Raw genomic sequence first — 13,036 nt, forward strand, 5'->3', positions numbered from 1 at the left:
TCCTGTTTAGCGCCTAGTCGCCCTGCCCCGGATTGCGCAGCGCGCGCAGCATGTAGCGCAGCGGCCAGCGCAGCACCGACATGCCTCCCGCCAGCACCAAAAACCCGAGCACCGCGCCATGCTGCCACGTGACCCAACCCACGATAGGGACGCCGGTCGCGATCAGCGCCCAGGCGGCGGGCCAGTGGAACCTTCGCGGGCCAAGCGCGATCACGGTGGCGATCAGCGCCCAGAGGCAGGCGGCAAGGAGCGCGTGGGTCATGTCAGACCTCCAAAGGCGGCGGCAAGGGCGGCGAACGAGGCGAAAGCGCCGAAGACGGGCACGATCATCGGCACGCGGAAGGCGGCCTCGGGCGTGCGGCGTTTGAGGAAGATGAGCGAGAGGTTCACCAGCGCGAACACCGCCAGCAGCGTGAGCGAGGTGGCCTCGGCCAGGGTCGAGACCGGCAGGCTGAGCGCCGCCGCCAGCATCAGCGCACCCGCCAGCGCGGTGGCGAGGATCGGTGTGCCAAGGCGCGGGTGTGCATGGTGGAAAATCGCCAGTGAAGGGGCGCGCTTGCCCAAGCCAAACAGCACCCGCGCCGCCATGACGATCTGCGCAAGCACCCCGTTCAGCGCGGCCACCCCAGCGATCGCAGGCAGGATCGCGACCGATCCGCCCCGCGACGCCCAAACGAGCGCGAGCGGGCTTTCGGACCCGGCCAGAACATCTTGCGGAACCGCGCGGATCGCAGCGGTCGAGACGATGAGGTAAAGCGCCGTCGTAATCACCAGCGCCGCGAGAATCGCGCGCGGCATGGTGCGGGTCGGATCGCGCACCTCCTCGGCCATGTTCACGATATCCTCGAAGCCTATAAAGGCAAAGAAGGCGAGCGCCGCTGCCGCGCCGATCCCGGCCCAGGGGATTTCGGGCGGGGAGAGATAGGCGGCAACCGGGGGCGCGGTGAACCCCGCCCAGATCACGAGGGCCAGCCCGCCGACCTCGATCAGCGTGAGAAGTGCCGCGAACCCGATGGATTCGAGCACGCCCAGACAGGCGATGGCGATAAGCCCAAGGCCAAGCCCAAGGATCAGTTGCGTCTGCGAGAAGGGCAGCATCAAGCCCAGATAGCCCGCGCCGCCGCGCAGCACCGCCGCCGCCGAAATCACCCCCGCCGCGACGATGGCCAGCCCCACGAGGATCGCCAGCCCATGCGCACGCAGCCCCTCTTCGACGAAGGCAACCTCCCCCGCCGCTTCAGGCAGGCGCACCGAGAGTTCCGCGTAAGACAGGGCCGACGGGGCCGCGATCAGCCCGGCCGCGACAAAGGCCAGGGGCGCCCAGACGCCCGCTTCGGCTGCGACCGCGCCCACGAGCACATAGATCCCCGCGCCGACCATCACGCCCACCCCGTAGGCGGTGAGCAGCACAGGACCGAGGCGGCGCTTGAGACTGTCCGTCATGTCTTGCCTCCTCTCCCTGAGGTGCCAGCGGTCCTGAACCGAACGATTGAGACGATCACCACGAGCACCAACCCAATTGCGACGGCATAACCGCCAAGTCTGAACGCTTGCCCCAGGGCCGCGGACGGGCCACCGACAAGCTTTCCCCCGCTCAGCATGCGTTGCAGCGCGACGAGGGCCCAGAAACTCGCAAGCCAAACAAATATTACACCAAAACCGGCAACGAACGGATGCCGCCGCCACGTCAGCCAGACCGCGGCGGGAATGCTCAGCCAGGGCGCCGCGAGAAGAATGAGGTCCGCTGCGATCCCTGCCAAACGTTGTCTCCCGGTCTTAGGCTGCCCCGAGCTTTGCGGGCAGGCCATTGGCCCATGCCGAAATCGTCCCCGCGCCAAGGCAGACGACGATGTCGCCCGGACGCGCCTGCTCGCGCACCAGACGCGCGAGGTCTTCTTCGTTCAACAGCGCGCGGGCGTGGCGGTGACCGTGCTGGATCAGCCCGGCGACCAGATCGTCGCGGCTTGCGCCTTCGATGGGTTCCTCGCCTGCCGCGTAAACCTCGGCGATGGCGACCACGTCGGCCTCGTTGAAGCAGGTGCAGAAATCGTCGAAGAGCGAATGCAGCCGCGAGTAGCGGTGGGGCTGGTGAACGGCGATCACACGCGCGCCGGGGGTGCCTGCAACGGCTTGCCGGGCCGCCTTGAGAACGGCTGCGATTTCAACGGGATGGTGGCCGTAATCGTCGATGATCGAGACCCCGCCCAGCACCTCGCCGACCTTGGTGAAGCGGCGATTGACGCCCGCGAACCCGGCCAGCGCTTCCTTGATCTCGGCCAGTTTCATGCCGAGATGTCGCGCGACAGCCACTGCTGCCAGCGCGTTCGAGACGTTGTGATCGCCCGGCATCGGGAGCGTGCAACCCTCGATCACCGGCGTGTCTTCCTCGCCTTGCAGCGCGATATCGAAATGCGCGATCCCCGCCTCGTAGCGCAGGTTCAGCGCGCGCACATCGGCCTGTGCGTTGAAGCCGAATGTCACCACGCGGCGGTCGGTGATGCGCCCCACCAGCGCCTGAACCTCGGGGTGATCGGTGCAGCACACGGCCAGCCCGTAGAACGGAATGTTCGAGACGAAGTTGTAGAAACCCTCGCGCAGCTTGTCGAAATCGCCCCAATGCTCCATGTGCTCGGGGTCGATATTGGTGACGATGGCGATGGTCGCGGGCAGACGGTTGAACGAGCCGTCGGACTCGTCGGCCTCGACCACCATCCACTCGCCCGCCCCGGCGCGCGCGTTCGAACCATAGGCGTGGATGATGCCGCCATTGATCACGGTCGGGTCGAAATGCCCCTTGTCCAGAAGTGTCGCCACCAGCGTCGTGGTCGTGGTCTTGCCGTGGGTGCCGCCGATCGCGATGTTCGAGCGCAGACGCATCAGTTCGGCCAGCATCTCGGCGCGGCGCACCACCGGCAGGCCGCGCTTGCGGGCCTCTTCCAGTTCGGGATTGCCCTTTTTGATCGCGGTCGAGATCACCACCACGGCGGCGTCCCCGATATTTTCGGCGCGCTGGCCTTCGAAGATGGTTGCGCCAAGGCTCGCCAGTCGGTCGGTGATCTTCGACGCTTTCGCATCCGAGCCCTGCACGCGGAAGCCCTGCGTCATCAGCACCTCGGCGATGCCCGACATGCCGATGCCGCCGATCCCCACGAAATGGATGGGACCGAGTTCTCCGGGCAGTTTGGTGGCGGCGTTCATCTGATCAACTCTTTCCTGCAAGCTCTTCAACAAGGGCGACAAGGCGCTCGGTCGCATCGGGAATGCCGTAGCCAAGCGCGGACTGGGCCATTTGCACGGCCCCGCCCGGATTGTCCAGCACCAGCATGATCTGCCGCGCGAGGCTGTCGGCGCTAAGCTGGCTTTCGGGGATGGTAATCGCACCGCCCGCCTCGGACAGGCCGCGCGCATTGGCGCTTTGGTGGTCGCCCGCGGCTGCCGCGTAGGGGATCAGGATGGCCGGGCGCCCGATCACGGAGATATCCGCAACCGATGAGGCGCCCGCGCGCGAAATGACCAGTTGGCATTCCGAGAGCCTGCGCGGCACATCGGTGAAGAAGGGCTCGACCTCGGCGGGGATACCGGCATTGGCGTAGGCCTCGGTCACGCGCGCGCCGTCTTCGTCACGGGCCTGATGCGACACCCGCAGATTGGCAAGGACCTGATCGGGGAGGCTGGCAATCGCGGCGGGGACCACGTCCGAAAGGATGCGCGCGCCCTGCGAACCACCGATCACGAGGATCGAGATCGGGTAATCGCCCGGCGGAATATAGCCCGCGCCCGCGCGCTCAAGCACTGCGCCACGCACCGGGTTGCCGGTATGGATGCCCTGCACGCCTTCGGGCAGATCGGTCGGCCAGGTGCCGCAGGCGAAAGCGTTGACGCGCTTGGCGAAGACCCGGTTCACGCGGCCCATGATGCCGTTCTGTTCATGGATCGCGCGCGGGATGCGCAGCGCCCAGGCCGCGCCGAGCGCCGGGATCGTCGGGTAGCCGCCAAAGCCCACGACGACCGCCGGGCGGTCCGTGAGATTTGCGACACTCGCCTTGAGGATGCCGCCCAGAATACGGAAGGGCACGGCGAGTTTCGCCAGCGCCCCGCCCCGCGCGAAGGTCGCCGAGGGGACTTGCTCGACCTTGACCACATGCGGAAAGCCACCCGCATAGCGCGCGCCCCGCGCATCCGTCGAGAGCTTCACCCGCCAGCCGCGTCGCACCATGGCCTCGGCCAAGGCCTGCGCCGGAAACATATGGCCGCCGGTTCCCCCGGCGGCGATCAGCAATAGCGGGTCTCGGGCCTTGGCCATCTCAGTTGCCTCGCCGGGTGAGAATGTCGGCGATCTGGCCCTGCGGACGGGTCCGGGTGAGCGCCAGCAGCATACCGAGCGCGATGCCGGATGCGATGACCGACGACCCGCCGTAAGACACGAAGGGCAGCGTCATGCCCTTGGCCGGCAAAAGCCGCACGGCCACGCCCATGTTGATGAAGGCCTGCACACCGAAGGCACAGGCAAGCCCGGTGCCTGCGAGACGCGCGAAGGGGTCGCGCTCGCGCATCAGGCGCAGCAGCGAAGAGATCACGACGGTCGCGTAAAGCGCGATGATCGCGAGAACGAGGATGAGACCGTATTCCTCGGCGGCGACCGCGATGATGAAGTCGGTATGGGCATCCGGGAGCGACCATTTCACGGTCCCTTCGCCGACACCCACACCGAAGAACCCGCCTTCCTGAATGGCGTTGGTCGCGTAGCCGATCTGCGTGCGCGGGTCGATCTCGGGGCTGAGAAAGCCGTTGATCCGGCGCGCGAAGTGCTCGGACGCGTTATAGGCAAAGACGCCGCCCGCGACCGTCAGCCCGCCAATCGCGGTCAGGATGAAGAAGGGTGCGCCCGCCACGAAATACATCACGCCCCAGCTGAACAGCACGAGCGACGCCTGCCCGAAATCGGGTTGCAGCGCGAGTGCGACCACGATGATGCAGGCGAGGATGAAGGAGTAGAACCGCCCCGGCGGACCCGCGACCTCATGGGCGGCGGCCATGAACCAGGCGGCGATGATCACGAAGCCGGGCTTGAGGAATTCGGAGGGCTGGACCGAGGCGAAGCCGAGCGAGAACCAGCGCACCGCGCCCTTGCCGAAATCGGTGCCGAACACCGGCAGCAAAAGGATCGCGACGAAGGAAAAGGCAAAGCCGATGACGCCAAGGCGGCGCACCTGAAGCGGCGGCAACATGGAGATGCCGAGCATCGTCAGCAGCGCCACCACGCCGAAAAAGGCCTGACGTTTCACATAGTAGAAGGGTTCGAGCCCGTTCTTCTCGGCCAGCGGCACCGAAGCCGCGAGTCCCAGAAGCAGGCCGATCCCGAACAGCATCAGGATCGAACTCAAGGCGAGCTTGTCGAGCGTCCGCCACCACTTGGGAAGAACAGGTTCACCTGCCCGCACGGGCACGGTGCCAAAGACCATCTCTGTCATGGGCCAATACCGCCGTCACTGCCTCAAATCGCCCGTTTTCCGGGTCTGGCTGCAAGGTTAGCGGAAAATGAATGCGCTGCCTAGAGGAAGATCGCAGGCGTAGGCGCCCGCATGCCGGGCGGCGGGACGTTTGGGGGCTCTGCCCCCTCTGGGCTCGCGCCCATTCACCCCCGGGATATTTCCAGCGATTGGAGCCGGAGAGCGTGCCGCTCGATCACGCGCCAACGGCGCCTCGCGGCAGCGGCGCGAATGGGGGGTTGTTTTTGGGGTCGCAGAGCCGGAAGCTTGGTGAAAGCGATGGGAGGCGGGCGATGAAGGTCGGGATCGTTGGAACGGGGATGGTCGGGTCGGCGGCGGGCTATGCGCTGGCGCTGCGGGGTGGTGCCAGCCGGATCGTGCTGGTCGACCGCAATGCGGCGCTCGCCTCGGCGCAGGCCGAGGATATCGCGCATGCCGTGCCCTTTGCCCATGCCTGCGCGGTCGAGGCCGGGGGCTATGACGCGCTGCACGGTGCGGCGGTGGTCATCCTCGCCTGCGGGGTTGCGCAGAAGCCCGGCGAGAGCCGCCTCTCGCTTCTGACCCGCAACCGCGATGTCTTTGCCGAGGTGATCGGGCAGGTTCTGGCCGTCGCCCCCGATGCGATCCTGCTGGTCGCCTCGAACCCGGTCGATGTGATGACGCAGATCGCGCGCGATCTGTCGGGACTGCCCGCCGAGCGGGTGATCGGGTCGGGGACGATCCTCGACACGGCGCGGTTTCGGGCGATGTTGGGCGCGCATCTCGGCGTCGCGGCGCAATCGGTGCATGGCTATGTGCTGGGCGAGCACGGCGATTCCGAGGTGCTGGCGTGGTCGGCGACCCGCGTTGGGTCGGAACCTGTCAGCTCTTTCGCCGCGCAGGTTTCGGCACCGATCACCGAGGACGTCCGCGCGCGGATCGATCAGGGCGTGCGCCGCGCCGCCTATCGCATCATCGAGGGCAAGGGGGCGACGTGGTACGGGATCGGCGCGGGTCTCGCGCGCATTTGTCAGGCGATCCGCGACGATCAGCGCGCGGTGCTGTCGGTCTCGATCGTGACGCCCGAGGTGGACGGCGTCGGGCCGGTTGCACTCAGCCTGCCGCGCGTTGTGGGGCGCGAGGGTGTGGTGGCAACACTCATGCCCGAGCTTGCGCCAGATGAGCGCGCGGGGCTGCGGGCGTCGGCCGAGATCCTGAAGGCGAGCGCCGAGGGGCTTTAGCCCCCGAGCGCCGCCACCAGCGCGGTGAAATGCTCGCCGCGCTTCTCGAAATTGGGGTATTGGTCGAAGCTCGCCGCCGCCGGCGCAAGGAGCACCGTATCGCCCGCCTCGGCCTCGCGCGCGCAGGCCGCGACCGCCGCTTCCATCGTCTCGCAGATTTCATGGTCGAGCCCGTCGAGGTCGAGCGCGAAATCGCGTGCCGAGTGGCCGATGAAATAGGCTTTGCGCACTTTGCTCAGGTGTTGGCCCAGGGCCGTCACGCCGCCTTCCTTGCCCAAGCCCCCCGCGATCCAGCGGATATTGTCGAAGGCGTCGAGCGCCTTGGCGGCACTATCGACATTCGTCGCCTTGGAGTCGTTGACCCAACGCACGCCGCCGATCTCGGCGATGGTCTGTGAGCGGTGCGGGAGCCCCGAAAAGCTGTGGAACGCGGCCTCGATTTCGCGCGGGGCGAGGCCGAGCGCACGCACGGCGGCATAGGCCGCGCAGGCATTCTGGTGGTTATGCGCGCCGGGCAAGCCGGTCACGGCGCGCAGGTCGATTGAGGCCACCTGACGCCCCTTGCGCCATTCGGACAGGAAACCTTTGCGGGCAAACACCGACCAGCCATAGTCGCCAAGCTTGCGGGTTGAAGAGACGCGGATCACGCGGTCATCCTCGCGCGCGGTGGCGAGCTGATTGGCCAGATAGATGCCCTCGGGTTCATCGACACCGATCACGGCGCGATCCGGGCCACCTTCGGCAAAGAGGCGCCGCTTGGCCGCGAAATAGCCGCCCATCCCCGCGTGACGGTCGAGATGGTCCGGCGAGAGGTTGGTGAAGACCGCGATATCGGGAGTGAGCGCGCGGGCCAGATCGGTCTGATAGGACGAAAGTTCGAGCACCACGACCTCGCCGTCCTCCGCGGGCTCGATATCCAGCACGCCGCGCCCGATATTGCCCGCCATCTGGGTCGGGCGCCCGGTCTCCTGGAGGATGTGATGAATGAGCGCCGTGGTCGTCGATTTGCCGTTCGACCCGGTCACACAGATCGTGCGCGGCATCGTGTCGAACGCGTCCCAATCGGCAGTCGCCCAGGAACGGAAAAACAGCCCGATATCGTTGTCGACCGGGATGCCCTCGGCCATGGCGCGGGCGATGATCTTGTTGGGCGCGGGGTAAAGATGCGGGATACCCGGCGAGGTGATCAGCGCAGCCACGCCCTCGAACGCATCGGCGCGGGTCAGGTCGTGGCAGGCAAAGCCCGCCTCTTCGGCACGGGCGCGCGATTCCGGGCTGTCATCCCAGCACAGCGGCTCGGCTCCGCCTGCGCGCAGAGCTGCTGCCGTCGCAAGGCCCGACCGGCCCAGCCCCAGCACAGCTACTTTTTGTCCCTCGAAGCCCTGAACCGGAATCATCGCATCCCCCTTTGGCGCTCGCGGGGGCGCTGCCCCCGCACCCCCGGGATATTTGAAGCAGCGTGAAAGGGGAAGAGGTCAGGCGCGTGCGGCGCGCTCCTTGGCCTCGGCGCGCAGCTTGGCGGCGGCGTCGGGCCGGTTGTGATCGTCGAGGAAGGCGGCGTAATCGAGCCGCGCCCGCACGGCAAAGGACGGGTCTTCTGGCTGTTCGGCCTCGAGGGTTGCGCGAAACAGCGCATCGGCCTCGGCAGCGTGGCCGGTGCGCGCGAGCACGGGTGCGCTGGATAGGGCGAGATCGAGATAGCGCGGATCGGCCTTGCCCAATGTGCGACGCACCAGTGAGAGTGCCTCACTCGCCGCGCGATAGGCCGCGTCGTGATTGGGATGGCGGCGCGAAAGCCAGGCCAATGTCTCGGCCAGCGCCAGTGGATCGGCCCCGATCTTGCGCTCAATGGAGAGCGCCGCCTCGAGCCGCGCGGTCACCGCTTCGGCGGCATCTTCCTCGTCATAGGCGGTGGCGGCCAGCACGAGGGCACGCGCGCGTTCCCGCGTGACCCGGCCGAAGTGGCGCAGGGCGAGATCGGCCGCGCGATCATAGGCCGTCTGACGCCCGGCGGGCGTGTCAGCCTCTGCGCCCGCCTCCATCGCCTCGACGAAAGCTGCCTGCCCCGCATTGCGCAGCGCCGCCGCCCGCGCGGCCTTGCGGCTCCGCGAGATCGCGACCCCGACCATGATCGCGAGAACGACGGGGACAACGGCGAGAAGCATCCTGTTCCTTTATGAAGCCCGAAATGCTCCGGGGGTGAATGGGCGCGAACCGAGAGGCGCAGCGCCCCTGCCCGCCGAGCGTGTCAGCGCAGCTTCAGCGTCGCGAGGCCGATCAGCGCGAGGATCAGCGAGATGATCCAGAAACGGATCACGATCTGCGGCTCGGCCCAACCTTTCTTCTCGAAATGGTGGTGGATCGGCGCCATCAGGAAAACCCGCTTTCCGGTGCGTTTGAAATAGGCGACCTGAATGATGACCGAAAGAGCCTCGACCACGAAGAGACCGCCGACGATGGCCAGCACGATCTCGTGCTTGGTGCAGACCGCGATGGCGCCGAGCGCGCCGCCAAGGGCGAGCGAGCCGGTATCGCCCATGAACACGGCGGCGGGCGGTGCGTTATACCAAAGGAAGCCCAGGCCCCCACCGATCAGCGCGGCGGTGAAGATGAAGATTTCGCCGGTGCCCGGCACGTAGTGCACCTCGAGATATTCGGTGAAGTCGACCCGCCCCACGATATAGGCGATGGTGCCCAGCGTTCCGGCTGCGATCATCGCGGGCATGATCGCCAGCCCGTCGAGCCCGTCGGTGAGGTTCACCGCATTCGCCGCCCCCACGATCACGATCATGGCGAAGGGCACGAAGAAGATCGACAGGTTGATGAGCGCATCCTTGAACACGGGCAGCGCAAGCTGGCCCGAAAGGTCACTCGGGTGCATCCATGCGGCGGCGATCCCGGCGCAGGCGGCCAGCGCGAGGCCAAGCCCCATACGCACGCGCCCGGAGACGCCCTTGACGTTCTGTTTGGAGACCTTGGCATAGTCGTCCCAGAAGCCGATCGCCGCGTAGCCATAGGTCACGCCCAGCACGATCCAGACATAGCCATTGTCGAGGCGCGCCCAAAGCAGGGTCGAGACCAGCATCGCCGAGAGGATCAGCAAGCCCCCCATCGTGGGCGTCCCGGCTTTGGCCAGATGTCCCTCGGGGCCGTCATCGCGGATCGGCTGACCCTTGCCCTGTTTGCGACGCAGGATGTTGATCAGCGGGCGTCCGAACAGAAAGCCGAAGATCAGCGCCGTGAAGAACGCGGCCCCCGCCCGGAAGGTGATGTAGCGAAACAGGTTGAAGATGTCGCCACCATCCGAGAGGTTGGTCAACCAATACAGCATTACTCTTTCCCCTTATGCGCGTCCGCCGCGCCCGGTTGCCCCAGTTTTTTCAGGGCGTCAACCACAAGGCTGACCTTGGAGCCCTTGGACCCCTTGACCAGCACCACATCGCCCGCATCGACCAGATGCGGCGCGCGATCGACCAGCCCTTTCGCGCTCTCGTGCCATTCGCCGCGCTTCTCGCGGGGCAGCGCCTCGAACAGCGCGCGCATGCGCGGCCCGGCCAGATGCACGATATCGATCCGCGCCATCGAGGGGTGACCGGCGATGGCGGCATGGAGCGTGGCCTCTTCGGGGCCAAGTTCAAGCATGTCGCCCAGCACCGCGACGCGGCGCCCGCGCGCAACCCGTCCGATGCCGTCGCGCGGCTCGGTCGCGGCGAGCACATCGAGCGCCGCCGCCATCGAGGCGGGGTTCGCGTTGAACGCGTCGTCGTAAAGATCGAAGCTTTGCCGCTCATCGACGATGTCCATGTAGACCCGCTCGCGCGCGCCGCGGCCAGCGGGCGGCTCCCACAGACCGATATCGCAGGCGACAACCGCCGGATCGCAACCCACCGCCTCGCAGATCGCCAGAACGCCAAGCGCATTGGCGGCGAAATGCGCGCCGGGGGCCATGACCTTGAAGAGCATGTCCTGCCCGGCATGGGTCGCCCGCACCACGGTCGCATCGGCCCCGGGGCGCGCGTCGGTCAGCAGGTAGTCCGACCCGGCCTCCGGCCCGAAGCTGAGCACCTTGGCCGCGCGCGTATGGGCGGCGTCGCGCAGGATCGGCGTGACCGAAAGGCCCGTCGGGATCACCGCGATACCGCCCGGCTCCAGCCCCTCGAAGATCGCCGCCTTTTCGCGCGCGATGCCCTCGATATTCTCGAAAGCCTCCAGATGGGCGGGGGCCACGGTCGTAATCATCGCCGCGTGGGGCCGCGCCATCCGCGCAAGCGGCGCGATTTCGCCGGGATGGTTCATCCCGATCTCGATCACCGCGAAATCGGCATCGGCAGGCAGCCGCGCAAGCGTGATCGGTACGCCCCAGTGGTTGTTGAAGCTCGCCTCGGCGGCATGAACCTTGCCTTGCGCCGAAAGCACCGCGCGCAGCATCTCCTTGGTCGAGGTCTTGCCGACCGATCCGGTCACGGCCAGCACGCGACCCCGCGCCCGCGCGCGCCCGGCCCGCCCCAGATCTTCAAGCGCGCTCAGCACGTCATCGACGATCAGCAGCGGATCATCCTCGGAGCAGCCTTCGGGGATGCGGCTGACCAGTGCCGCGCCTGCGCCCTGCGCCAGCGCCTGCGCCACGAAATCATGGCCATCGCGCGCCGCCGTAAGCGCCACGAACAGCTCGCCCGGGCGGATCGTCCGCGTGTCGATGGAAATGCCGGTCACGCCGAAGGGGCGCGTCGCACGGCCCCCGGTGGCAGCGGCGGCGTCTTCGTAGGTCCAGAGCACGGCCATCAGATTTTCCCGTCCAGTGCAGCCACAGCGACCGAGGCCTGCTCGGCATCGTCGAAGGGGTAAACATCCGTGCCGATGATCTGACCGCTTTCATGGCCCTTGCCGGCGATCAGAAGCGCGTCGCCCGGCCCAAGCGCATCGACGCCGCGCAGGATCGCTTCGGCGCGATCGCCGATTTCGGTGGCCTCGGGGCCCGCGCCGTCCAGCACGGCGGCCCGGATCGAGGCCGGGTCTTCGGTGCGGGGATTGTCGTCGGTCACGATGACCAGATCGGCATTCTCGGCGGCGGCCCGGCCCATCAGCGGGCGCTTGGTGCGGTCGCGGTCGCCCCCCGCGCCGACGATGGCCACGAGCCGCCCCATGACATGCGGACGCAGCGCCTTGAGCGCGGTCTCGACCGCGTCGGGCGTATGGGCGTAATCGACGAACACGGTCGCGCCATTCTCGCGCGTTGCCGCCAGTTGCATCCGCCCGCGCACAGTGCCGAGGCGGGGAAGAACCGCAAAGACCGCCTCGGGATCGGCACCGCAGGCGATCACCAGCGCCGCAGCGGTCAACACGTTCATCGCCTGGAAGCCGCCAATGAGCGGCAGGCGCGTCATGAAGGGGCGCCCCTCCCATGAAAAGCGCACATCCTGCCCGGTCGCGTCATAGCGCTGCCCCAGAAGCCGCAGGTCGGCCCAATCCGCGTGGCCAATGGCAATCAGGCGCTGACCGCGCGCGGTCACATATTTCGACAGCTCCACCCCGCGCGGGTCGTCGATATTGAGCACCGCCACCCCGTCCTCGGGCAGCACACGGGTGAAAAGCCCCGCCTTGGCCGCGAAATACTCATCGAAGGTCGCGTGGTAATCGAGATGGTCCTGGGTGAAGTTCGTGAAGCCCGCCGCCGCAAGCCGCACCCCATCGAGACGACGCTGCGCGAGCCCGTGGGACGAGGCCTCCATCGCGGCATGGGTCACCCCCGCCGCCGCCATATCGGCCAGCAGACGGTGGAGGGTCACCGGTTCGGGCGTAGTGTGAGCGGAGGGTGCGCTGAAGGCCCCTTCGACGCCGGTCGTGCCGATATTCGCGGCCTCGAAATCGAGCAACTGCCAGATCTGACGGGTAAAACTCGCGACGCTTGTCTTGCCGTTGGTTCCGGTCACGGCGATCATCGTCTCGGGCTGCGCGCCGAACCAAAGCGCGGCGGCAAAGGCGAGCGCCTGACGCGGGTCCTCGGTCACGACAAGGGCGATATCGGTGCCGGCAAGCGCCTCGCGCGCGATCTCGGCGCCTTCGCGGTCGGTCAGAACAGCCGCCGCCTGCATCCGCAGCGCATAGGGCACGAACTCGGCCCCGTGCATCTTGACGCCCGGCATTGCCGCAAAAAGATGCCCCGGCTTGATCTGGCGGCTATCGACCGAAATTCCGGTGATCTGCACATCCGCGCCATGCAGGGCGGTGAGGCCCAATTCGCTCAAGGCTTTGGTCGCCGAACCCATATCTTGTGCCCTCTTTTCACCCACGCCCCGTTTATCGTGGGCTGCCCCCCCGCGTCAACGC

At 67.3% G+C, this 13,036-nt stretch carries 11 protein-coding genes; 1 reads left to right on the forward strand and 10 read right to left on the reverse strand.

Annotation, left to right across the window (positions count from 1 at the left end; genetic code table 11):
* Positions 1-13: 13 nt before the first annotated feature.
* The 5 genes from P0X85_RS06510 to P0X85_RS06530 form a co-directional block, all read right to left on the reverse strand.
* Entirely contained in the window at positions 14-262 is a 249-nt protein-coding gene (locus tag P0X85_RS06510) for a DUF2484 family protein (protein WP_275810335.1), read from the reverse strand.
* Positions 259-1,443, reverse strand: coding sequence for an APC family permease (locus P0X85_RS06515; RefSeq protein WP_275810338.1), 1,185 nt, complete (start codon positions 1,441-1,443; stop codon positions 259-261). Before P0X85_RS06515 ends, P0X85_RS06510 begins: the two co-directional genes overlap by 4 nt.
* Before the next feature lie 333 nt (positions 1,444-1,776).
* The gene (gene murC, locus P0X85_RS06520; protein ID WP_275810342.1) at positions 1,777-3,198 is read right to left on the reverse strand and encodes a UDP-N-acetylmuramate--L-alanine ligase; all 1,422 of its coding nucleotides are present in this window, start codon (positions 3,196-3,198) and stop codon (positions 1,777-1,779) included.
* A gap of 4 nt (positions 3,199-3,202) precedes the next feature.
* Positions 3,203-4,303 (reverse strand): UDP-N-acetylglucosamine--N-acetylmuramyl-(pentapeptide) pyrophosphoryl-undecaprenol N-acetylglucosamine transferase, encoded by a 1,101-nt coding sequence (locus tag P0X85_RS06525; RefSeq protein ID WP_275810345.1) that lies wholly within the window; start codon positions 4,301-4,303, stop codon positions 3,203-3,205.
* A gap of 1 nt (position 4,304) precedes the next feature.
* Positions 4,305-5,471, reverse strand: a complete 1,167-nt coding sequence (locus P0X85_RS06530) for a peptidoglycan glycosyltransferase FtsW (RefSeq protein WP_275810348.1) — start codon at positions 5,469-5,471, stop codon at positions 4,305-4,307.
* A 311-nt stretch (positions 5,472-5,782) separates the two neighbouring features.
* Here P0X85_RS06530 and P0X85_RS06535 point away from each other — a divergent pair, with 311 nt between their 5' ends.
* Positions 5,783-6,709: an L-lactate dehydrogenase gene (locus tag P0X85_RS06535; RefSeq protein ID WP_275810351.1), complete on the forward strand. Its 927-nt coding sequence runs from the start codon at positions 5,783-5,785 to the stop codon at positions 6,707-6,709.
* On the opposite strand, the gene murD is transcribed toward P0X85_RS06535, so the two are convergent.
* The 5 genes from murD to P0X85_RS06560 all read right to left on the reverse strand — a co-directional run bounded on the left by murD (position 6,706) and on the right by P0X85_RS06560 (position 12,975).
* Entirely contained in the window at positions 6,706-8,106 is a 1,401-nt protein-coding gene (gene murD / locus P0X85_RS06540; RefSeq protein WP_275810354.1) for a UDP-N-acetylmuramoyl-L-alanine--D-glutamate ligase, read from the reverse strand. The genes P0X85_RS06535 and murD overlap by 4 nt on opposite strands.
* Positions 8,107-8,184: 78 nt before the next feature.
* Entirely contained in the window at positions 8,185-8,874 is a 690-nt protein-coding gene (locus tag P0X85_RS06545) for a hypothetical protein (protein WP_275810357.1), read from the reverse strand.
* A gap of 83 nt (positions 8,875-8,957) precedes the next feature.
* Positions 8,958-10,040 (reverse strand): phospho-N-acetylmuramoyl-pentapeptide-transferase, encoded by a 1,083-nt coding sequence (mraY, locus tag P0X85_RS06550; protein WP_275810360.1) that lies wholly within the window; start codon positions 10,038-10,040, stop codon positions 8,958-8,960.
* Entirely contained in the window at positions 10,040-11,491 is a 1,452-nt protein-coding gene (locus P0X85_RS06555) for a UDP-N-acetylmuramoyl-tripeptide--D-alanyl-D-alanine ligase (protein WP_275810363.1), read from the reverse strand. The genes mraY and P0X85_RS06555 overlap by 1 nt, the downstream gene beginning before the upstream one ends.
* Entirely contained in the window at positions 11,491-12,975 is a 1,485-nt protein-coding gene (locus P0X85_RS06560) for a UDP-N-acetylmuramoyl-L-alanyl-D-glutamate--2,6-diaminopimelate ligase (RefSeq protein ID WP_275810368.1), read from the reverse strand. Before P0X85_RS06560 ends, P0X85_RS06555 begins: the two co-directional genes overlap by 1 nt.
* Positions 12,976-13,036 lie beyond the last annotated feature (61 nt).

The organism is Pseudothioclava nitratireducens (assembly GCF_029210495.1).
GTDB classification, from domain to species: domain Bacteria; phylum Pseudomonadota; class Alphaproteobacteria; order Rhodobacterales; family Rhodobacteraceae; genus Pseudothioclava; species Pseudothioclava nitratireducens.

Bases quoted from the DNA above. Each gene is read 5' to 3' on its own strand.
- P0X85_RS06510 (WP_275810335.1), bottom strand. From the start codon at position 262: ATGACCCACGCGCTCCTTGCCGCCTGCCTCTGGGCGCTGATCGCCACC.
- P0X85_RS06515 (WP_275810338.1), bottom strand. From the start codon at position 1,443: ATGACGGACAGTCTCAAGCGCCGCCTCGGTCCTGTGCTGCTCACCGCC.
- murC (WP_275810342.1), bottom strand. From the start codon at position 3,198: ATGAACGCCGCCACCAAACTGCCCGGAGAACTCGGTCCCATCCATTTC.
- P0X85_RS06525 (WP_275810345.1), bottom strand. From the start codon at position 4,303: ATGGCCAAGGCCCGAGACCCGCTATTGCTGATCGCCGCCGGGGGAACC.
- P0X85_RS06530 (WP_275810348.1), bottom strand. From the start codon at position 5,471: ATGACAGAGATGGTCTTTGGCACCGTGCCCGTGCGGGCAGGTGAACCT.
- P0X85_RS06535 (WP_275810351.1), top strand. From the start codon at position 5,783: ATGAAGGTCGGGATCGTTGGAACGGGGATGGTCGGGTCGGCGGCGGGC.
- murD (WP_275810354.1), bottom strand. From the start codon at position 8,106: ATGATTCCGGTTCAGGGCTTCGAGGGACAAAAAGTAGCTGTGCTGGGG.
- P0X85_RS06545 (WP_275810357.1), bottom strand. From the start codon at position 8,874: ATGCTTCTCGCCGTTGTCCCCGTCGTTCTCGCGATCATGGTCGGGGTC.
- mraY (WP_275810360.1), bottom strand. From the start codon at position 10,040: ATGCTGTATTGGTTGACCAACCTCTCGGATGGTGGCGACATCTTCAAC.
- P0X85_RS06555 (WP_275810363.1), bottom strand. From the start codon at position 11,491: ATGGCCGTGCTCTGGACCTACGAAGACGCCGCCGCTGCCACCGGGGGC.
- P0X85_RS06560 (WP_275810368.1), bottom strand. From the start codon at position 12,975: ATGGGTTCGGCGACCAAAGCCTTGAGCGAATTGGGCCTCACCGCCCTG.